General features: G+C 39.6%; 21 protein-coding genes and 1 other RNA gene. 15 read left to right on the top strand and 7 right to left on the bottom strand.

Annotated features, from left to right (window positions below):
* Window positions 1-14 precede the first annotated feature (14 nt).
* The 6 genes from groL to G4P69_RS27980 all read left to right on the top strand — a co-directional run bounded on the left by groL (window position 15) and on the right by G4P69_RS27980 (window position 7383).
* Entirely contained in the window at window positions 15-1688 is a 1674-nt protein-coding gene (groL, locus tag G4P69_RS28005) for a chaperonin GroEL (protein ID WP_208352731.1), read from the top strand.
* Window positions 1689-1923: 235 nt separating this feature from the next.
* A complete protein-coding gene (gene corA / locus G4P69_RS28000; protein ID WP_208352723.1) occupies window positions 1924-3048 on the top strand; it encodes a magnesium/cobalt transporter CorA in 1125 nt (374 codons plus the stop codon).
* A 149-nt stretch (window positions 3049-3197) separates the two neighbouring features.
* Window positions 3198-3875: a hypothetical protein gene (locus tag G4P69_RS27995; RefSeq protein WP_243902827.1), complete on the top strand. Its 678-nt coding sequence runs from the start codon at window positions 3198-3200 to the stop codon at window positions 3873-3875.
* A 649-nt stretch (window positions 3876-4524) separates the two neighbouring features.
* Window positions 4525-5901 (top strand): hypothetical protein, encoded by a 1377-nt coding sequence (locus G4P69_RS27990; RefSeq protein WP_243902759.1) that lies wholly within the window; start codon window positions 4525-4527, stop codon window positions 5899-5901.
* A gap of 28 nt (window positions 5902-5929) precedes the next feature.
* Window positions 5930-6673: a TIGR04283 family arsenosugar biosynthesis glycosyltransferase gene (locus tag G4P69_RS27985; protein WP_208352717.1), complete on the top strand. Its 744-nt coding sequence runs from the start codon at window positions 5930-5932 to the stop codon at window positions 6671-6673.
* Window positions 6673-7383, top strand: a complete 711-nt coding sequence (locus tag G4P69_RS27980; protein ID WP_208346588.1) for a TVP38/TMEM64 family protein — start codon at window positions 6673-6675, stop codon at window positions 7381-7383. The genes G4P69_RS27985 and G4P69_RS27980 overlap by 1 nt, the downstream gene beginning before the upstream one ends.
* Window positions 7384-7393: 10 nt before the next feature.
* Here the strand turns inward: G4P69_RS27980 and G4P69_RS27975 are convergent, their stop codons facing one another.
* Entirely contained in the window at window positions 7394-9304 is a 1911-nt protein-coding gene (locus G4P69_RS27975) for a methyl-accepting chemotaxis protein (RefSeq protein WP_208352705.1), read from the bottom strand.
* Window positions 9305-9433: 129 nt separating this feature from the next.
* Window positions 9434-10705, bottom strand: a complete 1272-nt coding sequence (locus G4P69_RS27970; RefSeq protein WP_310833901.1) for an RNA-guided endonuclease InsQ/TnpB family protein — start codon at window positions 10703-10705, stop codon at window positions 9434-9436.
* 562 nt (window positions 10706-11267) lie between these two features.
* Between G4P69_RS27970 and rnpB the strand changes: the two genes are divergently transcribed.
* The 3 genes from rnpB (at window position 11268) to G4P69_RS27955 (ending at window position 13673) form a co-directional block, all read left to right on the top strand.
* An RNA gene (gene rnpB / locus G4P69_RS27965) (RNase P RNA component class A) lies at window positions 11268-11651 on the top strand.
* 87 nt (window positions 11652-11738) lie between these two features.
* Window positions 11739-12458, top strand: a complete 720-nt coding sequence (gene rnc, locus G4P69_RS27960) for a ribonuclease III (RefSeq protein ID WP_208352702.1) — start codon at window positions 11739-11741, stop codon at window positions 12456-12458.
* A gap of 192 nt (window positions 12459-12650) precedes the next feature.
* Window positions 12651-13673, top strand: a complete 1023-nt coding sequence (locus tag G4P69_RS27955; RefSeq protein ID WP_208352699.1) for a Gfo/Idh/MocA family protein — start codon at window positions 12651-12653, stop codon at window positions 13671-13673.
* 9 nt (window positions 13674-13682) lie between these two features.
* On the opposite strand, the gene G4P69_RS27950 is transcribed toward G4P69_RS27955, so the two are convergent.
* Window positions 13683-15794, bottom strand: a complete 2112-nt coding sequence (locus G4P69_RS27950) for a sensor histidine kinase (RefSeq protein WP_208352696.1) — start codon at window positions 15792-15794, stop codon at window positions 13683-13685.
* Window positions 15795-16073: 279 nt separating this feature from the next.
* Between G4P69_RS27950 and G4P69_RS27945 the strand changes: the two genes are divergently transcribed.
* The 3 genes from G4P69_RS27945 (at window position 16074) to G4P69_RS27935 (ending at window position 18696) form a co-directional block, all read left to right on the top strand.
* Complete coding sequence (locus tag G4P69_RS27945) at window positions 16074-16820, top strand: RibD family protein (protein ID WP_208352694.1); 747 nt, start codon at window positions 16074-16076, stop codon at window positions 16818-16820.
* A 180-nt stretch (window positions 16821-17000) separates the two neighbouring features.
* On the top strand, window positions 17001-18182 hold the full coding sequence (locus G4P69_RS27940; RefSeq protein ID WP_208352687.1) for a GNAT family N-acetyltransferase: 1182 nt from the start codon (window positions 17001-17003) through the stop codon (window positions 18180-18182).
* Window positions 18183-18312: 130 nt separating this feature from the next.
* The gene (locus tag G4P69_RS27935; RefSeq protein ID WP_208352684.1) at window positions 18313-18696 is read left to right on the top strand and encodes a DUF4346 domain-containing protein; all 384 of its coding nucleotides are present in this window, start codon (window positions 18313-18315) and stop codon (window positions 18694-18696) included.
* 23 nt (window positions 18697-18719) lie between these two features.
* Here the strand turns inward: G4P69_RS27935 and psb32 are convergent, their stop codons facing one another.
* Window positions 18720-19544, bottom strand: coding sequence for a photosystem II repair protein Psb32 (gene psb32, locus G4P69_RS27930; RefSeq protein ID WP_208352681.1), 825 nt, complete (start codon window positions 19542-19544; stop codon window positions 18720-18722).
* A 209-nt stretch (window positions 19545-19753) separates the two neighbouring features.
* Between psb32 and G4P69_RS27925 the strand changes: the two genes are divergently transcribed.
* The 3 genes from G4P69_RS27925 (at window position 19754) to G4P69_RS40070 (ending at window position 20789) form a co-directional block, all read left to right on the top strand.
* Window positions 19754-19996 (top strand): hypothetical protein, encoded by a 243-nt coding sequence (locus G4P69_RS27925; protein WP_208352672.1) that lies wholly within the window; start codon window positions 19754-19756, stop codon window positions 19994-19996.
* 63 nt (window positions 19997-20059) lie between these two features.
* Window positions 20060-20281, top strand: a complete 222-nt coding sequence (locus G4P69_RS27920; RefSeq protein ID WP_208352662.1) for a hypothetical protein — start codon at window positions 20060-20062, stop codon at window positions 20279-20281.
* A gap of 379 nt (window positions 20282-20660) precedes the next feature.
* The gene (locus G4P69_RS40070; RefSeq protein ID WP_279606320.1) at window positions 20661-20789 is read left to right on the top strand and encodes a hypothetical protein; all 129 of its coding nucleotides are present in this window, start codon (window positions 20661-20663) and stop codon (window positions 20787-20789) included.
* Between the two features lie 12 nt (window positions 20790-20801).
* Here G4P69_RS40070 and pcrA read toward each other — a convergent pair whose 3' ends face one another.
* From pcrA to G4P69_RS27905, 3 genes are all read right to left on the bottom strand, one after another.
* A complete protein-coding gene (gene pcrA, locus G4P69_RS27915; protein WP_208352659.1) occupies window positions 20802-23126 on the bottom strand; it encodes a DNA helicase PcrA in 2325 nt (774 codons plus the stop codon).
* 60 nt (window positions 23127-23186) lie between these two features.
* Window positions 23187-24908 (bottom strand): sensor histidine kinase, encoded by a 1722-nt coding sequence (locus G4P69_RS27910; RefSeq protein ID WP_208352652.1) that lies wholly within the window; start codon window positions 24906-24908, stop codon window positions 23187-23189.
* 291 nt (window positions 24909-25199) lie between these two features.
* Window positions 25200-25912: methionine adenosyltransferase domain-containing protein (locus G4P69_RS27905; RefSeq protein ID WP_208352640.1), on the bottom strand; the 713-nt coding region annotated here is incomplete at its 5' end.

The raw sequence follows: 25912 nt of genomic DNA, 5'->3' as shown, positions 1-25912 counted from the left end.
AGGAAACTAACGACATGTCTAAAATTGTTTCATTTGATGAAGAATCACGGCGAGCCCTAGAACGCGGCATTAACGCCCTTGCCGATGCTGTGAAAATCACTTTGGGACCAAAAGGGCGCAACGTTCTTCTAGAGAAAAAATTTGGTGCACCCCAAATTGTTAACGATGGTATCACCGTTGCTAAAGAAATTGAACTAGAAGATCCCTTAGAAAACACCGGCGCTAGACTGATTCAGGAAGTAGCATCAAAAACTAAGGATGTCGCCGGAGATGGCACCACCACTGCTACTGTATTAGCACAAGCAATGATCCGCGAAGGGTTAAAGAACGTTGCTGCAGGTACCAACCCTATAAGCTTGAAGCGGGGAATTGACAAAACCATAGAAGCATTGGTGGAAGAAATTGCCGCAATAGCAAAGCCAGTGGAAGGAAGTGCGATCGCCCAAGTTGCTACCGTATCTGCCGGTAACGATGAAGAAGTCGGCAGCATGTTAGCACAAGCCATGGAAAAAGTTACCAAAGACGGTGTCATTACCGTTGAAGAATCTAAGTCGCTAACAACGGATTTGGAAGTTGTTGAGGGAATGCAAGTAGACAGGGGTTATATTTCCCCTTACTTCATCACCAATAACGACCGGATGACCGTAGAATTTGAAAATGCCCGCATCTTAATTACCGATAAAAAAATCAGTAGTATTCAAGACTTAGTTCCAGTATTGGAAAAAGTCGCTCGTTTAGGTCAACCTTTGCTGATTATCGCTGAAGATGTAGAAGGAGAAGCCTTAGCAACTTTAGTGGTGAACAAAGCACGGGGCGTACTGACAGTAGCTGCTATTAAAGCACCAGGGTTTGGCGATCGCCGCAAAGCAATGTTGGAAGATATTGCTATTCTCACCAACGGACAGTTGATTTCTGAAGAAATTGGCTTAAGCTTAGATACCGCTTCTTTAGAAATGCTAGGAACTGCGCGCAAAGTCACAATCGATAAAGAAAACACAACTATCGTTGCTGGTAGTGATAGCACAGAGGATGTGCAGAAGCGAATTGGTCAAATTCGTAGACAATTAGCAGAAACCGATTCTGAATACGATCAAGAAAAACTGCAAGAGCGTATTGCTAAGCTTGCTGGTGGAGTAGCAGTTATTAAAGTTGGTGCAGCCACCGAAACCGAACTAAAAGATCGCAAACTGCGGATTGAAGATGCTCTCAACGCTACCAAAGCTGCTGTAGAAGAAGGTATTGTTCCTGGTGGTGGTGCAACACTAATCAACTTGATTCATAAGGTAACCCAAGTTAAAAACAGCCTTGAAAGTGAAGAAAAGATTGGTGCGGATATTGTAGCACGCGCTCTTGAAGCTCCCCTGCGTCAAATTGCAGACAATGCTGGTGTAGAAGGTTCTGTGATTGTTGCCAGAGTGCGTGAATCAGATTTCAACATCGGTTACAATGCTGCAACTGGTGAATTTGAAGACTTGATTGCTGCCGGAATCATTGATCCAGCTAAGGTTGTGCGTTCCGCTTTACAAAATGCCGCCTCTATTGCTGGTATGGTTTTAACCACCGAAGCAATTGTGGTTGAAAAGCCAGAAAAGAAAGCTGCTGCGCCTGATATGGGCGGCATGGGCGGCATGGGTGGCATGGGTGGCATGGGCGGCATGGGCGGCATGGGCGGCATGGGAATGATGTAGTCTATGTGACCATGTAAAATTGAATGTAGTGAGTAATACTCACCTTATTGTTTAACGATTGAAGCAGTTTGTTTTAAAACAAGCTGCTTTTTTTCAGTTCTTCTAGAACTATCAGCTTTTACCTTAGTGTTATATTTTCTTATCACTGATCCTGATTTGAGAAACCGTAATATCATTACATCGTACCTGCTTCAACTTAAAAGGGTTCAATCTACCCCTACCCCAGAAAAAAAGTATGGAAAAAAAACGTCAACGCCTTTCTTCAACAAAAAATAAATTTTATACTAGAGACTTTTATCATCAACCAGGTACTATACCAGGAACTATCTTCGTTGATGAAAATGCTTTACCTTCGAAAATTTTCTTGATTGACTATACCCAAACTGATGTTATCCACAAGCAATTGAAAACTCCGGAGGAGTGTACTTTATATCTAGATAAGAGTTCCGTTTCTTGGGTGGATGTCCAAGGTTTGGGTAGTGCTGAAATTCTAGAAAGGTTAGCTCAAGTGTTTGAGCTACATCCTTTAGTATTAGAAGATATGGTCAATGGACCAGAACGCCCAAAAAGCGAGGATTATGACGATCAACTGGTGATAATCGCCCGCATGGTAGTGCCAAAGGAAAAGATCTGTGGCTTTTATAGTGAGCAGGTCAGTTTTGTGCTAGGACACAATTATGTACTTACTGTACAGGAGGAACCAGAGCATGATTGTTTTCATCCGGTAAGAGCACGAATTAGCTACAACAAAGGCACTATCCGCAAGCGCCAAGCTGATTATTTAGCTTATGCTTTGTTAGATGCAATTATAGATGGTTTCTTTCCAGTATTAGAGCGATATGGTGAGCGTCTTGAAGAGTTAGAGGAAGAAGTTATGCTCAACCCTAACCGAAAAACACTACAAGAAATTTATCAAATTCGCAGAGAATTGTTACAACTACGTCGGGCTATATGGCCCCAACGCGATGTGATTAATTCCTTGGTTCGAGATGGTTATGAACTTATCAGTGATGAAGTGAGAATTTATTTACGAGATTGTTACGACCATACAGTACAAGTCATGGATATGGTGGAGACTTATCGCGAATTAGCATCGGGTTTAATGGATGTTTATCTTTCAGCAATAAGCAATAGAATGAATGAAATTATGAAATTTTTAACTGTAGTTTCATCAATTTTTATACCCCTTACTTTTATTGCTGGTGTATATGGTATGAATTTCGAGCGTATGCCAGAATTAAAGTTTTACTGGGGTTACCCGATTTGCTTAGCAGCTATGGCAGCGATCGCACTAGGATTAGTATTCTTCTTTTGGCGACGGGGATGGCTCGAAAACTCTTCCACAATCAATCATGATTAAAGAAGAAGCCAGCCCCTTTGGGGAAGTCAAAAATCACGCATTCAAAAGTCAAAAGTCATAGGTAATTCTGAATTCTTTCTTTTTAAATTTACAATCACCTAAGGAGGTTCATATTTTAATTTATGAGAAGCAGCGATAGTAATTTAATTATGTTGACGATTTATATAATTGGCGTCACATACGTTTTTAATCAAATGGTGGAGTCAATTGATGATCAAATTAAGGTGATATTTGATAAATCAAAGGTTGATGAACAACTAAAAGAACAAAACCTCCAAGACACAGTTGCAATTAGTTTTTCGCTTCTACCTTCCTATTCGATTGAAAATCCAAAGGAGTTATCAATTAGTGTCGAAAATAAATCTGACAATAAGGCAATATATGTTGACTGGGATAATAGCGCTTTTGAAGAATTTGACGGGAGTTCTCGGCGAGTTATTCGCAAATCACCAGACTTGGTTAGAGATTTAGCTGTACCCCAAATTGCCAGTTTAGTTGTTCCAAAGAAAACACTTAGAGAATCTGTTACATCTGAAAGCGTTTTACAGCGTGACAATGATTCTGGAACATATGTGCCAAAAAACGCAGTTGCTAATATTATCAGATGGAAAACAAGTCCTGTTAGAGCACGAAGGATAGAATTTGGCAGATTTATCGATAGAAAACGGGATTTTGACTTCTCCCTTGATTTGGTTCTGCGATTAGCTGATGCAAACACGGGTATAGCTTCGGGAAGTGAAATGCCTTCTTTATATATTATCAAGTGCCCCTTCACCGTTAAAAAACTGTCTTGGACTTATGCTCTCCCTTGGAATAAGAGGAGATAAAGAAAAATCTGAGGGCGTGTAGGGTGGGGTGCAATACGGTTCGGTTAAGGAATTCTTGGTGGAGACAAGCAAGGGGAGCAGGGGGAGAAATGGTGGCAGGGGGGGAATTTTGCCTCCCCTGCTTATCCGAACCGTATTGGGGTGGGGTGGGTAGTGTTACCTATCCTACCTGATGCTTAGTGACCATAGCTGTTGACTAAACTTTACCTCAAAAGAAAATATACTATTACGACATAACTTTTTAAAGTATAAAAACACACAGTTAATTGTACAGCAATTACAAATATTTTTGGAATAAATAAATTGCATTTAAAGGATTTCTGATGATTTGCCTCTAGCAAATATCTGTCAGATTTTTAAGTTAAATCGGTATCATAGTGAACTTCAAACAAGATTTATGCAACTGTTACTGAGTGTTATAAAGTAACAATTTTTTCTTAGTTTGAAAAATTATTTAATTAATTACTAGTATCTTTGCTGTCTGAATAATGGGTGAGGGGTTAGACCCCTCTTTTGCTTAGGGTTCTTCCATTGGATTATGAACGTGACACATAGATAGGCTTTTTTTCAACAGCAATAATTCGGCATTTGGTGTTGTAGAAAATTCCTCAAAAATGAATCTTGTTTTGACGTATACGGGGGCTTGGATATGAACATTACAGAGAATAAACCATTGAGCCTGAGTCCTCAGAAGAAACCTCTGAAATGGATTCTTCTACTTGGCGCAACTGGCATTTTGTCGTTATTAGCTGTCGGCGGAGTTTTATTTTTCTCGAGATACAATACCGCTAATAACATGACGGTTGCATTAAAGGAATTCTCAAAGAGTGAGTACCCAGAAAATCCAGCTGATCTCAGCAGTCGCTACAGACAATATGCTGAGCGGAAATTAACGATTGTTAAGAAGGATGCAACTCATTTTGATATTGTTCTAACTCCAACCAATCCCCATACAGCTAAAATCGTCTTTAAAAACGTTGACGTAAGTTTATTCGTACCTAAAAATCCAGAGTGGGTTAAGCAAAATAAGAATTTAGAAACTATTGCCTTGGTTGATCGAGAATGGAATAGGCAACAGGTAAGTTTTAAGCCAGAATCAAGCAATATTGAAGTGTTAGGCGGTGACGGCTTTGAAAAAAATAATTTAGTTTCTCTCGATTTAGCAAATAATTGCTTAAATGCTGGTTTGTGGGAAGTACTGCTATTCGTTAAGGAAGGTGATTCTAAGAAACTGTATTACCAAGGTTGGTTTACTTTCCCAATGGGACACTACAAAAATTTATTTGAAAATAACAATAAAGTTTCCTATTGGAATGATTGGTATAAACTAGAACACTGGCAAAACCCAGCAGGAACCCCTGTAGATTTGCAAGCTTTACGAAAAGTTAGCTCTGAAAAAGAAATTCCAACCAAGTTTCTAGCAGATGAGAAATTTATCACATCTGGAGAACAAAAGAGAAAATTCAAGTTGGTTTTTGGTGATAATCTTTTAACTTGGAAAGACTTACAAAATTCTGATGCTAAATTTGCAACTTTCGTACCTCCAGGTCGGTATGATGTTAATAAACCTTGGGGGAATGAGTTCTGGAGAATAGCAAACTTTGAAAAAGCTATTTTGAGAGATATAAAATCTCCTGCATCTAATGAAACTTTGCAGGAACTTGAATTAACATTCAATGATAAAAAGACGAATCAAAAAAACAGATTTATTGTGAGTGGATTAAATCTAGATAAAATCCCTCAGCTTCCAGTGAGTGATTATTCCAAAGGCTTGTATATGCCTATGGGAATCGGAGTACCGCCTTTTAACCAAAGCTATGAAGATTTAAACAAGATACCTCCTTTTAAGAGTCCTTATTTTAGTGTTTTGCTTGACTATCAAAATAAATGGATAAATCATCACGATACAGCAATTGATGGCGTAGTTATGCATCGTGATCAGGATAATCCAAAGTTACTACATTTTTATCTTCTCACCTACGAGCGTCACAGTGTACTTGGACACTATATAATTACACTTAATTGATCACTCCAAACATGGAGATAAACATCTATTGGCAGTAGTTAAAAATCACAGTATTGACTGTGCCAGAATCTCCATCATCATTCCGACTTTCAATGAAGCAACAAAAATCAAACAAGCGATAGAGACAACTCAACCCAGTACTAATGTTGAAGTGATTGTAGTAGATGGTGGGTCGACCGATGATACGCTAGAAATAGTTAAATTTTTAGGTGTCAAAGTTATTTCATCACCTACTGGTCGTGCTTGTCAAATGAATGCAGGTGCTTTAATTGGAAGTGGGGAGATTCTGCTGTTTCTTCATGCAGATACTCTTTTACCTCTTGGGTTCGATGTCATGGTTCGCGATGCACTGCAACAGCAAGGAACTGTTGCAGGGGCTTTCGCTTTGCAAATTGACGCACCAGATTGGGGTTTAAGGTTAGTAGAGTGGGGAGTTAATTGGCGATCGCATTTTCTACAAATGCCTTACGGTGATCAAGCAATTTTTCTCACAAAACGAGTATTTCACAAAATCGGTCATTTTCCAGAATTACCGATTATGGAAGATTTTGAACTTATGCGTCGCTTAAGAAAGATTGGACGCATTAACCTTATCCCTATACCAGTGATAACTTCAGCACGCCGATGGCTAAAAAAGGGGGTTCTTAAAACTACACTGATCAATCAAATAATAATTATTGCTTTTTTATTTGGTGTTTCTCCTCAACGGCTTGCGTGCTTCTACCGCAGGGGAAAATCTAGCAGTAAATACCCCACCTCTAATAGACTCTAATGATTAAAAAGCTCTATTCTCAATTTGGTGCTAAAACTAAACTAGTGCTTTTAATTTGCCTGATTATCACCCTAACAATTGTGGCAAAACAGTTGAACTTTCAAGACTTTTTATTAATGTCTTTGCTATGGATTAAAAGTCTTGGTTGGCTAGCTCCAATAGGGTTCATTATCATTTACAACTTAGCTACTATACTTTTTATACCAGGTTCCATCCTCACTATAGGAGGAGGTGTTTTATTTGGCGTCTTTTGGGGTTCAATATATGTGTTCATTGCGGCAACTTTTGGAGCTACTTTTGCTTTTTTGATTGGACGATATATTTCACGGAATTGGGTTACGAAACAGATAGAGAGATATCCTAAATTTAAAATGATTGATAGAGCAGTTACCAAAGAAGGATGGAAAATTGTTCTGTTAACTCGCTTATCTCCTGTTTTTCCTTTTAATCTATTAAATTATGCTTTCGGATTAACGGAAGTTTCCCTTAAAGATTACATACTAGGTTCTATTGGTATGATTCCTGGTACTGTAATGTATGTTAACTTTGGTTCACTGGCTGGTAATCTCGCCATAATTGGCAAAGATGCTCATGCTCCTAATCCTGCCGGAAACTGGGCAATTAGAATCGTTGGTTTTATTGCTACAGTTGCCTTAACCGTGTATGTCACTCGTATTGCTCGACAAGCTTTAGAACAAGAAGTTTCATAGCCTGTTATAGCTACACTATCCGCCTTAAATTCAGAGCAGTTTGATTAAGTTGTTTGGTATTATATCTAGTCTGACTGATACCAATGACTGTTTCTTTTGCCCCTTGGTTGATATTATTCATTGCTTCAACAACTTGCCGAACAGCATCTAATTGCTGTTTCAGATTGAGCAAAATCTGTTGATTACTCAAAACTATATGGTTAACACTATCCGCCATTCCAGAAAAAGTTTGATCTGTTGTTTGAGCAAGTTGCAGCCCCTTGTTCACTGTTTTTGTTCCTTCCTCTGTTAAGAGCACTGCTGAATTAATTGCCTTTTGGATATTAGAAACTAGGATATAAATCTTTTCAGCAGATTTCTGGCTCTGATCAGAAAATTGGCGAATTTCATTGGCAATTATAGCAAAACCTTTACCATGCTCTCCAGCTCGGATAGCTTCTACTGTTGAGTTGAGCGCTAATATATTTGTTTTAGAAGCTAAGTTAGAAACCAACTCTGAAATAATACTAATTTGATTGGCTTGTTCACCTAAATGCATCATGTGTTCGGTAAGTGTTTCCACTTTCTTTTCCAAGGTGAACATACCCTTAAGGTTTTCTTCAACTATTTTAATACCAGTTTTTGCCAGTTGAAGAGCTTCCTGTGCTGCTGCGGCTGAAGCTTGAGCTTGTTCAACTGATTGTCGAAAGGAAACCTCCAGCTCGTCCATAGTGCAGGTTGTTTCATTTACTGATACAGCTTGCTGACTAGATACACGCTCTTGCTGTGCTAAGGTAGATAAAGTTTGATCACTAGAAGCAGTTATTACATTCACTAATTGCTTAATCAGATTAACCACCTGGCGTGTTCCAAAAATCGTTAATGGTAACACCATTGCCAGAGAAACCAGAATAATCCCAAACGAGACATTTCTAAATAAGTTAACGGTAGCAAAAACACTACTTTTTGGTACTTGATTATAAACTACTAAAAATTCTGGCTGATATAGACTTAGTTTTACCTTATGGTAGCTGATAAAATACTTTCCTTCCTCAATAAATCCCTGTTCACTACCCAAGATTTGTTGAGCAAACTTCTCTGAATAATCTCTTGCTATTTTCTCATTATTGCGGAACTCAAACCCCCACTCTTTTGATGGATTGGGATGGGAAATATAGTAGCCGTCTTGGTTGATTATAAAATCCTCTTTTCCAGGGTAAGCATTCTTTTGCTGGGCTGCTTTGTCATGCTCCTCTTTGAAAATCTTTATAAATTTATTAGCAAATATATTGGCAATTACAATTCCTCTTTTCTTTCCTGCTGAGTCGATAAGCGGTGTCGCATAACGAATCGTTGGTTTAAAAGGGCGTTCGATTCGTCCCTTTTCTTGATTCAAATTTACTGGTGAAACATAGAGATTGCCAACAGACAATTTCATTGTATCCTTAAAATAAGGTCTATCTGCCTTATTTTGCAAATTTTCTTTTGGTATAAGTTTGATATTTTTGCCATCGAAATCAACTCTTACCCATTCATTACCTTGTTCGTCTATATAGCGTAGTTGCATATAATGTGGTTTTATTTGCATCATTGCAATAAAGTTTTTTTGCAACTGCTCCGCTAAAACTTCATAAGTTTTATTATCTTGTCGCTCTACTCCATCAGTTCTGGCTCTGATGATATTTTGAATTGCCGGGCTTTTACTCAAAAATAAAACATCGTCACCGACAGAATATAAAAATGAGTTGATATTATTTGCTTTTTGCTCTGATTCAACTATAAGTTGTTGTTGAGTGACTTTGAACAAAGCTGCTGTAGAAGAATATGTACCATATAATCCCACTATCAAGACTGGAATGATGGTGCTAAAAAGCAGCAAGATTATAATTTTATCCTGAAGTTTGAGTCGATTGAGAAAATTATGCGAAAATTCCTTGAACATAGTTGCTCCGCTACTTAAAGAGTTTCTCAGTACAAAACCGTTAATCCATAAAAAGGAGACTCAAAAAAGTTTACATCAGGACAAGTGTATACATTATAGTTACCTTTTATATAGTCAAATATAGACAGACTACTTTACAGGTGTTTGAGCAACACCAACAGTTGCATGGACACGCTTGAAGGTTGGTGTTATCCGCGTCGGATGTACTACCAGACACCCTATATCCCTGTTCAATTTTGCTTGCAAGCAATCAAAATAATTTGGGATTACTTTTCTGCCAATATTAAACGCAGCATTAACATCGGCGTGAATCTTGTTTCCGCTTTGAGAAACATACCAAGCTCTTTGTACACGTTGACCGGAAAAAGTATGCTTTGTGTTAGGTTTATAAGCTGGGATATTGTCCCAATCTAAAAAAGAAGCTCTGGAAGTGTATGATTCTTCTCCAACCGTAACAGTGATTCCAGCAAGTTCTAGTTTATAAACTAAAACATCGATAAATCGTGCATGTGGTATCTGTGTAAAAGATTGATTAGTTTTATGACCTAAGTTAAGTGCTGTCTTCCATTGTTCATTTTTCCCAATTGCTACGACGCGAACGCCTAATTCCACAAATTGATTGACTAAAAATCGAGTGGTTTGATGGATATAAGAATCGACAAATTGATTCCGATTCCTTGTAATATTATTGAGTTTATGTGTATAGGGTGCTTGATGTGGTAAAAACCCTTTATAAAAAGCTACCTGTTTGTTATAAAATTTGTTGGCTGACTTTAAAGGTTTGCCGTTAATAGCTAGGGGTTGAATGTTTAAATCATTAAAAACTACAGTAGCTAAGTTGTCTAAACCAATATCAATAGCCGCCGCTAAATTCGATTTGTTTATCGGTTGAGCTTGTTGTTGATGCTCATAAATCACCTCGATGACAAAACACCCTACTTTTGGTACTATTCTGACTTCACAAATAAGTTCAAATTTCATTCCTGGTTTCGCCGGAATTCTGATTGGCGACATTGAAGGAACCACAAAACCTTTCTTAAATTCCTTTTTTCCAATAGCCTGGTTATTGAATTTTATCAGATTGTGTTTTCTCAAAATGAACCCGGGAATTTTTGGTTTTCCTGTGAATTTAGAACTATCAAGCTTATAAGCTATAACTGCTGCATGATAAGAAATCCAAGAATCGGCATTTTGTTTTAGCACTAATTGTGCCACTTTAGCTGCTAAGGCTTTATAGTGTTGGTGGTTCTTGAAACATTTATCTAGTTGTGCCGTGTTAAGTGTTGGGTGACCATAAAAATAACCTTGTCTTTGAGTATATTGCGCCGTGTTATAAAGGCAACGAGAGACCGTTGTTACTTCGTTACAATAGTCGTACCATTCATGCGATTTTTTAATCACATGTTTCTCAACCAGCTTCTTCAAGGCCAGACCTCGACAATTTTTTACATTTTCACATAGGTCGCTTAGCTGCTTTGCGTTTCTCCCATAGCAGTATAGTGATTATACCCTAAAACTTTTGCTTAAGTAGATAATTTAATCTGGCTATCCTAGTTATATAAAGGTATATTTGCCTATATTTTTTCATGTTTCTAATAAAGATTTATAATACTAAACTTCGTATATGTATCAGTATTCTAACCATGAACACTGATGTAAATAAATTATCCGGTGAAAAGTTATAAAAATTTGTAATTTTCTGTGAACTTCTCTTTCGACTGCAGATTAAAAACTACAAGCACAAAATAATCTTACAAATTCTTGAAAGTGATGCCTATTAGATAGCTAATAAACATTTTGACAAAGAAAAAATCACGGTTCTTGCATTTCCAATTTTTACAATAATCGAATCACAAAGGCCATTAGTTTGTGCTACATTTACACTACATTAGTTTTCATTAATAAAGCCCAGCTAGCTTTAGCACTCTAGTCGTTAAAGTTGCACTACACTAAAGATTAGGAGAGAGTAGGCGCAGGTGGTTGCAGATCAGTTTCAATGAGACTGGTTTGAGGAAAGTCCGGGCTTCCGAAAGACCAAACTTGCTGGGTAACGCCCAGTGCGAGTGATCGTGAGGATAGTGCCACAGAAAGATACCGCCTGCTAAGGTAAAACCCTTCGGGTTTTACCTTAGCAGGTAAGGGTGCAAAGGTGCGGTAAGAGCGCACCAGCAGCGTCGAGAGGCGCTGGCTCGGTAAACCCCGGTTGGGAGCAAGGCGAAAGGAGCTATGGTTGGTCTTTTACCAGTTCCGTTATCCAAGAGCCGCTAGAGGCATCTGGTAACAGATGTCCCAGATAGATAACTGCCCTCGAAAGAGAACAGAACCCGGCTTATGTCCTGCTCTCTCTCTCTAATTTTTTTGTTTGTCAGTGGTTAGTTGTTAGTTGTGAGTTCTAATAGCTAACCACTCATAATTCGCTACTCACAACTAACCAATGTCTATAGTCTATCCGCGCCGTCAGCGACAACTTGAAAATTTAGTAAAAAAATTAGGTCTGTCAGCAGGGAAAATAGTAAAATGGGAACTACTTGACTTAGCTTTAACTCATCCTACTGTCTCAGATTCGGCAAATTATGAACATTTGGAGTTTGTCGGCGATGCAGTTGTGCGCTTGGTAGCGGCTATTGTGTTGTGGGAAAATTATCCAGATTGCCCAATAGGAGATTTCGCAGCAATTCGTTCCGTTTTAGTGAGCGATCGCATACTTGCGCAAATAGCAAAAGAATATGGCTTGGAGCTATACTTATTAGTCGCTGGTAGTGCTACTGTCGATAAAGTTGGTCAAGAGTCACGATTGGCAGATGCTTTTGAAGCAGTTTTAGGTGCGCTTTACCTCAGTACTTACAATTTAGAACTCATTCGCCCTTGGCTAGACCCTCACTTTAAAGAGCTAACTATAGAAATTCGTCAAGATCCAGCTAAATTTAACTACAAAGCAGCTCTCCAAGAATGGACTCAGGCGCACTTTAAAGTTTTACCTGAGTATCGGGTTGTTGAAAATACCGGAACTCAGAATATTCAAGAGCGTTTTATTGCCGAAGTTTGGTTTAATGGACAAAACTTAGGTCAAGGTAAAGGACGTTCTATTAAAGCTGCTGAACAGACAGCCGCAAAAGTTGCTTTTTTATCACTCAATCCCCAGGAGAAGTCCTAGGGAGCTCTTAAACAGTGAACAGTAAACAATTATCAGTGATCAAGGCGTATGTTGAAAGGCTTAAACCCAAAAATAAACACATGACTCTTGAGTGATAACTGATAACTGATAACTGTTTATCTGCCCATTGCCCATTTAGGGTAGTTAGTAGTTAAAATTACCAGTTAACTACTAACAATTAATACTTAACAAATGATTAAAATTGCTGTTATCGGTGTTGGACGTTGGGGTGTTCATTTACTGCGCAATTTTTTAGAACATCCTCAAGCAAAGGTTGTGGCGGTAGTAGACTCTAATCCAGAACGCTTAGCGGCAGTTAAACAGCAGTATAATTTAGAGCACAGCGTACTACTGGCAACTGAGTGGCAAGCGATTCAGCAAGTGGTAGGGTTAGAAGCGGTAGCTATTGCGACTCCTGCCAGCACCCATTACTCGTTAATTACTGACGCTATAAGTTGGGGGTATCATGTTTTAGCAGAAAAACCCTTAACTCTGAATCCTATAGAATCTTGGAAAGTTTGCCAATTAGCGCAACAGCGGCAACGTCAATTAATGGTTGATCACACTTATTTATTTCATCCAGCAGTTGAACGAGGGGAAGTTGTAGTTCAAGCCGGGACATTAGGTGATTTGCGGTATGGCTATGCAACTCGTACACATCTAGGTCCCGTTCGTCAAGATGTCGATGTACTATGGGATTTAGCAATTCATGATATTGCTATCTTTAACTTTTGGCTGAATCAAATTCCTATAAGTGTTCAGGCAATGGGTAAAGTGTGGCTACAGCCAAAAAAACAACCTGCTCCTCTTGCGGATTTGGTTTGGGTTATACTTAATTACCCGAATGGCTTTCAAGCATATATTCACCTTTGTTGGCTAAATCCAGATAAACAGAGACGACTTGGAGTGGTAGGAAGTAATGGTAGCTTAATTTTTGATGAAATGTCGTTATCGTCTCCTTTAACCTTACTGCATGGTGAGTTTGAACAAAGGGATCACCAATTTATTCCTATCAATCAACGACAACAAGTGTTGGAAATAGCGGCAGCCGAACCATTACAAAGAGTGTGCGATCGCTTTATTCATTGTGTCCTCACAAATACTCCCCCAGTAGTATCATCTGGCTGGGTAGGCACAAAGCTAGTAGAAATTCTTACAGCGCTAGAAGAATCTCAAAATCAAGGTGGTAAACTTGTTTTTCTTAAGAAAAATTAACAACCAGTTCTAACGGTTGATATTGGTTGGAGATGGTTTCGTCGTTCCACCAAAATTTGTTCCATCACTGCCCCCAAAGCGGTTTACGGCGTGGGGCTTCTTTTGGTATGAGGGAAAACTAGGTGTAGGGATATTTTCTGGTTTTTCTGTATGAGAGTTTTCTTCAGGATCTTTTCCTTGATTGTTGTCTTTTATTTTTTCATCAACAAAGTTTGAGTTAACCGCAAGCTCTGGAGAATGCTCTTGTTCTTCAGGGGTAGATAGGGTTGAGATATCAATTAAAGGCAAAGCAATTGTAATAGTCGTGCCTTGATTTATACCAGCACTTTCAAGCGAAATCGTACCATTCATCATCTCAATTAAGTTTCTTGAAATTGCCAGCCCCAATCCTGTACCACCAAACCTATGTGAGTTTGCGCCCTCAACCATTACAAAGGGACGAAATAGCTGATGCTGATGGGCAGGATCAATTCCCACACCTGTATCTTTAATCTTAATAATTACGTAAGATTTACTATCAATTAATTGAATTTCTGTAGTAATAGTGATACTTCCCTCGTCGGTAAATTTAGTAGCATTACCAATAATATTAATTAACACCTGCTTTAGTTTTGCTGCATCAGCATTAACCATAAGCGGCTCGTTCATCTGGGGAATATTTAGCTGCAAACCTTTTTGTTGAACATTAACAGATTGTATATTAATGACTTCCTTAAGTACTGTTTGGAGATTAATAATTTCTAACGATACAGAAAGTTTGCCTGCTTCAATTTTAGAAATGTCAAGTAAATCGTTAATAATACCTAGCAAGTGAATAGCTGTATCGTCGGCTTTATTAAGAAACTCCATTTCTTCTTCTCGGTCATCACACATGTCATCTCGAACCAAACGAATACAGTTAATAATAATATTTAGAGGGTTTCTTAACTCGTGGGAAGTCGTAGCTAAAAATTGGCTTTTAACTTGATTAGCGGCTTTTGATTCTTCCCAAGCTATTTCTAGCTCTTCTCGCCAAGCTTTTAGGCGTTCAAGCATTTGCTCTAAGGCTAGTGCGAGCTGATTGAATTCTCTAATTTGGAAGTTATGAGGAACTGGTTCAGCAGATTGGCTCAGATTCAGATTGAGAGCGTAGTCTCGCAATTGTTCTAAAGGACGTGCTAGGTAACGAGCTACATACAAAGACGCTAATAAACTCGCACCAATTAAGCCAACTGTTAAAACGATCAAGATAAGTTTAATTTCCTGAAGACCGTGCAGAGCGTTGTCTAGACTTGTAACAGCTAAGATGACCCATTTTTGCTTCTTCCCTTGTGTCTCGGGACCATCTATAGCAGTATAGCCTGCCAATAATTCTTCGCCCTCATTCTCAAAAAAGAAATGTAGAAAATATTGTTTTCCTGCGATCGCAGTTTTTACAATTTTTTTCAGTCGTAAAGCATCGACATGCTGTTCTATATTAGTTCCGATGCGACTGGGAATCGGATGAGCTAAAATTGTCCCATCTTCAGCAATGACTAGTGTGGAGCCTGTTAGCACACCTGGCTTATTATTTATTCTCTCACGGGAGAGTAGTACTGCTTTAAAACTCAACGCATAACGTAAATCTCCCCAGCGGTCATACACTGGAGCAGATAAGCTTAATTGCAAGTGATTTTGGTTAGCTCTTTTACCAGTTATTCCCATAGAGGGGGGTAATATTATTTCAGTTTCAAACCCATCTTTAGGAAAAGGTAATTGTGGAGCGTTAATTGGTTGATTTTCACAAGTTGTAGCGACAACGTTACCAGTTTCCACATTTGTCAGTTGCACACACTCAATTTGCTTTGGTAGTTGCTGTGCTAGTTGAGTGAGAAATTCTTGAGCTTGTTCAGGTGAGCCAGACTGGATGATTTTAGTTTGACTTGCATTGAGTAAGTTACTTTTTATAGCGGCGATCGCATCGACAATGCTGTCTCCCTTGATGATGGCACTTTCTGTTAAGTTTTGACGAGCAGTTTCCAATAAGCTAGACCGAGCCTTCTTAAAGGCTACAATCTCCCCTATTAGTAAAACCGGGACGGACAGTAGTAATATCCTCGACACTAGTATACGACGAAAGGATGATTGACGGGGTTTAGCCATCGGCAGTCTCTCTTGCTATGTGCCAACTAGAACAGCAACGACATGTGATTAGATCCAATAAAGTTATTGCTACATAAAAATTCTTTATATAAAATACTTCAATAATAAGAACAAGTACAGTACACAAGTAAGTAAAGAGACTAGCTGTTATGACGATTTTTGTTGCATTTCACCAATTATAGTATTAGAAAAATTTAGGGATACTGGTTTTCCGACATAGCTATCTTTGAGAATCTAAAAGCCCGCAAAGAAAATATAACAAATTATCAATCTAACCTAATGATGCAACATCGTCCTCATACCACAGTGGTTTTGGCAATGAGTGCAGATGGCAAGATAGCAAATGTTACACGAGCGCCTGCGCGGTTTGGCTCAAAGGTTGATCTCGCCCACCTCGAAAAACAAATCGCTGCTGCTGATGCAGTTTTGTTTGGTGCTGGTACACTCCGCGCCTATGGTACGACACTAACCGTATCAAATCCAAAGCTGTTGCAGCATCGAAGACAGGTGGGGAAACCCCTTCAACCAGTTCATATAGTAATTACACATTCAGCTAACCTAAATCCGGAAATTAAGTTTTTTCAGCAACCAATAAATCGTTGGTTACTTACCACCAAAGCAGGAGCGCTTTTTTGGCAAGCCCGGCAAAAGAAAAACCCGCCCCAAGAGGGAAGTTCTCTCCCCTCACAGAATTTTCAGGAGGAATTCGAGCATATTCTTGTTTTTGAAACACCAACAGGAACAATCGACATCCAAGCCACCTTACAACATCTCTCAACTTTGGGTATAACACGGTTAGCTGTACTTGGTGGTGGATCTCTGGTTGCTTCAATGGTCGAATTAGATTTAATAGATGAATTTTGGTTGACTGTGTGTCCTTTGATTTTAGGTGGTTCTACCGCACCAACACCGGTAGAAGGCAAAGGCTTCTTACCCGATTTTGCTCCTCGTTTGGAGCTGCTCGAAGTTCAAACTGTTGACCAAGAAGTCTTTCTACATTATCGGGTGCAACGCCCAGCATATTAGATTACGTTACGCTAAAAAAAGATGAGTGCTAACTTTTGTATATTAAAAAGGAGTCAGGAGTCAGAATTCAGAAGCCAGAATCAACAGTATAAGGATTTAAACCCCTTTATTTGGCAGTCTAAAGAATTCATGCTGACTCCTGACTCCTGACTTCTGAATTCTTTCTTTAAAAAGCCTCAAATGGTGAAACAAGTAAAGCCTCGCTATTCAGTTGCTTGGATTAACAAAATTGTTGAAGTGCCCCAAGATGCGTGGGATGCTTTGGCATTACCATTAACAACTCCGTTTTTAGAGTGGGAGTGGCTTTCTACTATTGAAACGTCCCAAAGCGCTACACCTAGAGCTGGCTGGTTGCCAAATCACTTAACGATATGGCGAGATAGAACACTCATTGCTGCTGCTCCACTTTACCTTAAAGGACACAGCGCTGGTGAATTTGTCTTCGATCACCAATGGGCGGATTTAGCTCAACGCATGGGCGTCGATTATTACCCGAAAATGCTTGGTATGTCACCCTTTACTCCTGCTGAAGGTTATCGATTCTTGATAGCCCCAGGAGAAGATGAAGATGAGATTACAGCAATGATGGTACATGAAATCGATGCTTTCTGCTTAAAGAACCGTATATCTGGCTGTAATTTTCTCTACGTCGATCCTGAGTGGCGTCCTGTCTTAGAGCGCCACGGTTTCACCGCTTGGCTGCATCATAGCTTTATTTGGCAAAATCTTGGGTTTAATACTTTTGATGATTATTTGGCGCTATTCAATGCTAACCAGCGTCGTAATATTAAACGCGAACGCAAAGCTGTGGAAAAAGCTTCTTTGCACCTGAAACCCCACTCGGGTGATGAAATACCCAAGTCTTTGTTTCCCTTGATGTACCAATTCTACGCTGATACCTGTGATAAGTTTGGATGGTGGGGTAGCAAGTACCTTACAAAAAAGTTTTTTGAACAGCTACATAACAATTATCGTCATCGCGTGGTGTTTTTTGCAGCCTACAGCGATCAGGATAACCAACACCCTATAGGAATGTCTTTTTGTCTCTTTAAAGGCGACAGGTTATATGGGCGCTATTGGGGTAGTTTCCAAGAAATTGATTGCTTGCATTTTGATGCTTGTTATTATACACCTATTGAGTGGGGTATTTCCAACGGCATCCAAATTTTCGATCCTGGTGCTGGAGGAAGGCACAAGAAACGTCGCGGTTTTCCTGCTACTCCCAATCACAGTTTGCACCGCATTTACAATGAGCGATTAGGGCATGTTTTGCGACATTATATTACTGAGGTCAATGAGCTAGAACAGCAGGAAATTGACGCGATTAATGCAGAACTTCCCTTTAGCCAAACTAAAAGCTAGAAAAAATTCGCAAAAATGGCACGAATGTTAATGAACATAAGAACTACACTTAAGTAGGGGTAAAAATCCTTAAAAAAAGTTGATTCCTATGCTGACTTTTGACTTTTGACTTGGAGCGAAGCGACTGACTATGGGTTTGACGGTTGAAGATTTAACAGCAATTGATGATAAACTTTCTCAGCGTCATATTGAGCTTGACTCTGGTGGGTATTTTATTATTTACCTAAATCGACAAGAAGGATTAATTTGTGCTAAACATTTCACAAACGTGATTAATGAGGAAGGTTTAGCTGTTGATCCAGAAACGGGAAAGGTAATTCCTGCACGGGGAAAGGTGGAACGAACTCACACAACATTATTTGTTGGGAGAACAGCAAAGGAACTGTGCGTGAAAATTTTTGAACAAACTCAGCCATGTCCCGTGACTTTATTAGACCATGCAGCCTATTTAGGTCGCGAATTTATGCGATCTGAGGTTGCACTCCTGACAGGGCAGGAGTACGTTCAAGACTAACAGGAATTGTTAGTGCTTGACAATTAACCATTAGAAGATGGTGGTTGAAAAACTAAGTAAATGTAGTAAGTCGCCATCGGGATTATGGTGGCGGCAATTAAAAGCCCTACAACCCAAGCAGTAGCGTTACCTTTGTCGGTTTCTTCTGCTTTCTTAAAGGTTCCTTCTACCTGCACATTATCAACGATTTTAGGAGGACCTGGATCAGGTTGACCAGATAGAACGGCGATAATGCGATCACTCGCATCTAAAAACGCCTGATTGTATTTGTCCCCGTTTCGCAATGGTACCAATAGGGTTTCTTTTGCTATACTATTGGCGATTTCGTCTGACATTAAAGACTTGACTTTTTCACCGGTTATAATAGCAGTACCATTCGTAACCGTGTTAATCATTAATATCGCTTGATTAGCCTGATCTTGTTTTGTTGGGAAAGATTGCTCAAACAATGCTTGAGTGAAGCTATCAGGCGTTTCCCCGTAGTCTAGCCTACGAACGGTAACAATTCTAACTTCATTTCCCGTTTTCTTGGCTAAATCCTCTAAAGCACCGCTAATTTTACCTTCATTTATACGGCTGATGACTTCAGCTTGATCTATAACCCAAGTGCGATCGCCTGGTGCAATATGAGGAATTTGATCAACGCTTATGGCGAAAACTGGCGGAACAAACATGGAAAAAGCAAGTGCGATCGTCACTAGTGGCAAAAGTAGCCATTGAAAGTATTTTCCCCACTGATTGGGCAGGTGTGACGCATCTGCCGTAGATGAATCTGGTATTTTATTTATGATGGCAGCAGGTTTACTGCGTGAATCTCTATCAGAGATGGAAATGAGGAGCGGTTTCATTTTTATTTACCAAAACACAGACTTCCACCACCCAAAATACTACAAAAATACTCGCAAAGTCTTGTTTTTTGCCTAAGTCTTAAATCATAGCTACTACCAGCTGATCCATTCACTACTGCATAAGCTGATGAATGCGAACTCTATATAAAAGCGAAAGGCAGGCAAGCAAAGCTTGACCTTGAATTCCAACAATAAAAAGGGTGCAATCTATGTCTACTCAAGAACAACATTCCTACCACAACGCTTGTGAGTTTACCGTTCGCATCAAATTAAACATCCCTATTGAAATTCATCCTCAACTTGCAATTACTCCCACTCCTCCTGTTCAACAGAAATTACCTATTTACTTAGAGCCTGATCTCTTCCTCAAGCCAGAAGTTTCGGCTACACCTCCCGTGTGTCTTCCCCAAAATGGTTACAACAAACAGCAGTTACCAGCAGCAGAAGCTTAGTTAGCTACATAACCGAGATAGTCAATTCAAGCATATTTGTTGATCACCAAAAAGAGGAAACTGATGTCTACACACGAGCCGATTCCATATTACACAGCCTGCGAATACACTGTCCGCATTAAATTAAACATCCCTATCGAAATCAATCCACAATTATCAGTTACTCCAACTCCATGCGTTGAGGAGAAAATAGCTATCTACTTAGAGCCTGATATCTTCCTCAAACCAGAAGTGTCCGCAGCCGCACCTGTGTGTCTTCCTCAAAATGGCTATAGCAAAGATTAACTAATTATAGTGGGTGGGCATCTTACCCGCCCATTTTTAACCAACCAAAAACTTGATCGACAGTTAACTTCAGCTCAATTCCTGGTAAAACGGTTCAGAGGGAACTCTTAACAGGGAACTCTTAACAGTGTACCCACGGATGCGCGCCGTGGGATTGAAACAAGGACGTCGTTTTCAAAGCGCTGTGCGTCTCGAAAAACATTTTTTTTTAAAGTGGGCTTTAAACCCACAAAGTCACGTTTTTTTCTTTCCCTGTTAAGAGTTCCCTTTTTTGGTAAAGAATCTTTTCCTTGGAGGAGCAAGCGTTGTTGCTCTGGAAAAAATACCAAAACACTAAGATCATCAGGATCAAGAAACCATCCTAAGCTACTGCCAATTATTGCTACGTAGTAAAGCTGGAGAACTTACTCCCCCTGAACAACGCGAACTTGATGAATACGAACGCATCGAACATTTAATTGTTATGCTCAAAGCAGGTAGCCTACCTCATGTAACTCGTACAACATGAGTAGTGTACAAATTAATCGATTTTTTGCAGGTTTGCCACTCTAGGGTCGATAATTTTTTGACCTAGACTGTCAAATTTAATTGCTAGAGAAATTTTGCTACCATTACCAAAAATGTGAGTAATTTCACCAACGCCAAAAGTTTTGTGGAGAACTTGATCACCTACTTGCCAATTATTTGTATTAACTTGCTTTCCACTGTTTACAGAAGCATTTTTGCTAGCCGTCCGAATACTCTTACGGGGAGTTGCTAATAATTCTTCTGGTAGCTCGTCAAGGAATTGCGATCGCATGGCGGGTTCACGAGAACCGTAAAGACGACGTTCACGGGCGTGGGTTAAATACAAACGTTCTTGGGCACGAGTAATACCGACATAACATAAACGGCGTTCTTCTTCCAAAGATGCAGGATCGTTGAGAGAACGATAGTTAGGAAATAGCCCTTGTTCAACTCCTACCAAAAACACAACAGGAAACTCTAGCCCTTTAGAAGCATGTAAAGTCATTAATGAAACCGCCGTTTGTCCTTCTTTTAAGTTATCCAGATCCGAACTAAGGGCGGTACTTTGTAGAAATGCTTGTAGGGTGACATCCTGGCTTTCTTCTTGAAATTGCAGTACTGCGTTAAACAATTCTTGGACGTTTCTCACTCTGTCTTCTGCTTCATCCGTATTTTGACTTTGCAAGTCTTGAATATAACCAGAGTTTTCTAGTACTCTTTGCACAATTTCGGAAACTGGAGCTGTTCCTATTTGTTCTTGTTCCGCTCGAATCATTTGAGCAAAGTTATTAACGGCTTTAGATGAACGTCCAGCTAAAGTGTTTACCGATGTTTCATCACTGAGAATTTCCCATAAAGTTGTGCCTAATTCTTGGGAGGCGTTAATAAGTGCATCGGTGGTTGATTTCCCAATACCTCGTCGAGGAGTGTTAATAATGCGCAACAAACTGACTGTATCAGATGGGTTGGCGATCGCTCTCAAATAAGCCAGTACATCTTTAATTTCCTTGCGATCATAAAACTTCAATCCTCCCACAACCGTGTAGGGAATTCCCAAGCGGACTAAAATCTCTTCAAACGGGCGAGATTGGGCGTTGGTGCGATAAAGTATAGCGAAGCTTCCCCAGTTCAACTCAGGGTTTTGGTTTGTCAAAGAGCGAATTTGATTGATCACAAATTCTGCTTCTGCAAGTTCATCATCTGCTTTGTAACAATAAATCTCCTCCCCTGCGCCACGTGTTGGTTTGAGGACTTTATCAATTCGTTGGGTGTTGTTTTCAATAAGTTGGTTTGCAGCTTGTAGAATATTTTCGCAAGAGCGATAGTTTTCTTCTAACTTCACCATTGTACGGGTGTCGTCATCAGCCAATCCATCACCAAAGTCTTGCTGAAACTCCAGTAATATGGTAAAGTCAGCCATACGAAAGCTGTATATCGACTGGTCTGCATCACCCACCACAAAAACTGAGCGATCGCTCCAATTCCATGCACTTTTTTTGCTTTCCGCATTCGTTACCAGCAATCGAATAAGCTCGTATTGAGTGCGGTTGGTATCCTGATATTCATCTACAAGAATATGACGAAACTTGTTGTGCCAATACCCTAATACCTGCTCGTTTTGCTGAAATAATCTAACCGGAACCAGAATCAAATCATCAAAGTCAAGGGCATTATTTTCTGCTAACTTGTTTTGATAAGAGTTGTAAACTTCTGAAATTACTCGTCCGCGATAATTTGGTTGCTCTCGCTGAAATTCTTCCGGTGATAAGCTTTGATTTTTAGCGTTACTAATAGCGTAGCGAACAGAACGAGGGTCGAACTTTTTATCGTCCAGATTTAGCTGCTTAGTGACAATTTCTTTGATAACGTTTTGCGCATCTGATTCGTCGAAGATAGAAAAATTACGGTTCCAACGGCGTCCTTTTTCATCCTGGTATTTTTCAATATCAAAGCGGAGAATACGAGAAAATAAACTGTGGAAAGTACCGCACCACAAGTCTTTGATAATATCTTTATATACTTGAGACTTTAGTTTTGTTTGATCATATTCTGGTAACAAATCAAACCGCTCACCGTATTTTGTCATTGCCAACTGTTCGGCAAATAACTTTTGAATGCGCTCTTTCATTTCCCGTGCGGCTTTATTTGTAAAGGTAACCGCTAGAATATTTTCTGGAGCAACACGATGTTGCAGAATCAAGTTAGCAATACGATAAGTTAATGCTCGTGTTTTGCCGGAACCCGCACCAGCAACAACTAATAAGGGACCACAGAAGTGTTCAACTGCGAGACGTTGACTGGGGTTGAGGTGACCTAAAAAGTCAATGGTTGTCGTCATAGGTGTGAGAAAGCGTGAGCAAAGAGGCTTGTTGTGAAAGATCCGCCTATTATCTTTAATTTAACCATTAACAATGAGCGGAAGACTAACAGCAAAAGTAGATCCAACACCAAGTTCACTTTCGACAAAAATATCTCCACCCATCATATGGCAAAAGTGACGGCTAATTGCTAAGCCTAGTCCCGTGCCACCATACCTTTTGGTGGTTGAAGCATCTCCTTGGGTGAAGGGTTGAAATAATTTTTGCTGCTGTTGTTGAGACATACCAATGCCTGTGTCGGTTACTGTAAAAGTAATAATTCCATTAGAGGCGGATTCTTGAGAGTCGAATTTTTCTATTCTGACCACGAGCTTTACTTTACCGTTGGTCGTGAACTTAGCGGCGTTGCTTAGCAAATTGTATAGCACCTGCCTGAGTTTTGTTTGGTCGGTGTGCATAATGCCAAGTTCGCCAAAATCGACTTCCAAGAAGTTCCCATTTTTCTCGACTAAGGGCTTTACTGTAAGAATAATATTATTAATAAAGCCAGCAAGCTCAAATGACTCTGGGTAAAAAGACATTTTTCCTGCTTCTATTTTGGACAAGTCGAGGATGTCATTGATCAATGTTAGTAGATGCTTCCCAGCAGAATTGATTGATTCTAAATCCCTGATAAATTCTAGCGTTATACCTAGATCAGTCGCATCATCTTGTAGTAATTGGCTTAAGCCAATGATGGCATTCAATGGTGTGCGTAACTCGTGACTGATATTAGCTAAAAACTGGCTTTTTGCTTTGCTAGCATCTTCTGCTATTTGTTTAGCTTGTTGTAGTTCTTTGGTATGTTTAGAAACTTGCTGGATTAAACGATTGAGAGATTTGGCTAGTAGTCCAATTTCATCTTCAGTGGTAACGGGTGCGCGCAAATCGAAGTTAGATTTTTTGGCTACCTGTTCAGCAACTTGAGTGACAACAATAACTGGTTCAGCGATCGCGCGTGAAGTTCTCCAAGCGATAATTGCTGCGAACACCACTGATATCAGCATACTAACTACAATAATTGATCTCTCAACCAGCTTGGAACGATCCACATGTGTTTCGATTTCCCGTTCTTGCTGTTCAGCAGTTTGCAAAATACGGGTCAATTGTTGAGAGACTTGATCCAGTGCTATGGCTTTATCTCCACGCATGATTACTAGCAACTGGTTTTGTGCTAAGAAAATTTGTTCTGGTTTTTGTTGCTGCTTATCAACTTGCTGTAATACAGAATCAATTTCTCTAACGTAGGAGTCTAAGTTAGTACGGTAATTATGCAATAAATTTTGTAACGTGTCTTCCGTTGCTGCTAACTTCCCTGGCTTATCATCTAAAAACTGTTGAATCTGATTCTCAATTTTCCTTCCGTTATCAACATTACTTAAAAATAGAGCTTTTTTATTAGAAAGCCGTTCTGGATTTTCTACTGCAGCTACCAAACTTGAGCTATACAATTGCGTCCCCACTAACGCATCTTTATAATCTGCCAGCATTTGTGATTGATAATGGGCATGTTTATATCTCCTTATTTCTATTGTCTGGTAGTAGTTAGAGATTAATAATCCAGCGAGTGAGCCCAAAAAGCCAATCCCAATTGCCAGAAAGTATCCATAGCCAATTTTCTGATGAATCCTCCAAGAACTGGCTTTGAGTTTCCCTCTAGAGGGAAATTCTATAGTCGGGAGTTCGTCGAGCGAAAGTTCTTCTGCTGACACTTGCTTATCTTCTGAATTCCCCTCAACAACGGATGGCTTTTCAGTTTCCATCCTTCAAATCTCCTTGCCCCCTGCAATTACTATATTTAGTATATGAATTCAAACTTGTTTAATCGGTAATTAATAGTCTTTATCTTTAAATTTTCAGTAAAAATTCCCATATTTGAAAGCAAGAATCATCCAAAATAATTACAAAAATCTTCGTCTTAAGAAAAGAACTCAGGAGCCGTAGGCCAGAATACAGTAGAAATTATGTGCTACTAGCCGATGAATAGAGTTTAAGTCCCCATCCAATCGATTCTGACTCCTGAATTCTGTATTATGAATTCTTTCCTTTATTTTTTACGCAAGTGCAACTGTTAGGGAATCGCTGAGTGCTTGCTTCAACAATTCTGCCTTATCAGTACGCTCCCAAGGCAAGTCTAAATCATTGCGCCCAAAATGTCCGTAAGCTGCGACGTCCTGATAAAAACGTCCGCCACGTTCGTTTGGTAGGTTACGTAACTTGAAGGCGTGGATAATTCCTGCTGGACGGAGTTCAAAATGCTGTTTCACTAATTCCAGCAAAATTTCATCATCGACTTTGCCAGTACCAAAGGTTTCCACTAAAATACTAACTGGTCGCGCTACCCCAATCGCATAACTGAGTTGGACTTCACATTTTTCTGCTAAGCCTGCAGCGACAATGTTTTTAGCGACATACCGACATGCATAAGCAGCACTGCGATCTACCTTTGTGGGGTCTTTGCCTGAAAAAGCTCCACCACCGTGTCGTGAGTAACCACCATAGGTGTCGACAATAATTTTACGTCCAGTTAATCCTGAATCTCCTTGAGGTCCACCAATGACAAACTTGCCAGTGGGGTTGACCAAAAAGCGGGTTTGCTCATCTGGTTTGATTTCAAGATCAACAAAAGCTGGTTCAACTACCGCTGACCAGAGATCTTGTTTTATCTTAGCCTGTACCTCGGCTTCATCTGTAATTTCGCCAATTGTTGCTGTATGCTGAGTGGAAATCAAGATGGTATCAATACCTACAGGTTTTCCATTTTCAT

This window comes from Aetokthonos hydrillicola CCALA 1050 (genome assembly GCF_017591665.1).
GTDB classification, from domain to species: domain Bacteria; phylum Cyanobacteriota; class Cyanobacteriia; order Cyanobacteriales; family Nostocaceae; genus Aetokthonos; species Aetokthonos hydrillicola.
The sequence above is the reverse complement of the archived record's forward strand: the minus strand, read 5'-3'. Positions and strand labels throughout refer to the sequence as shown.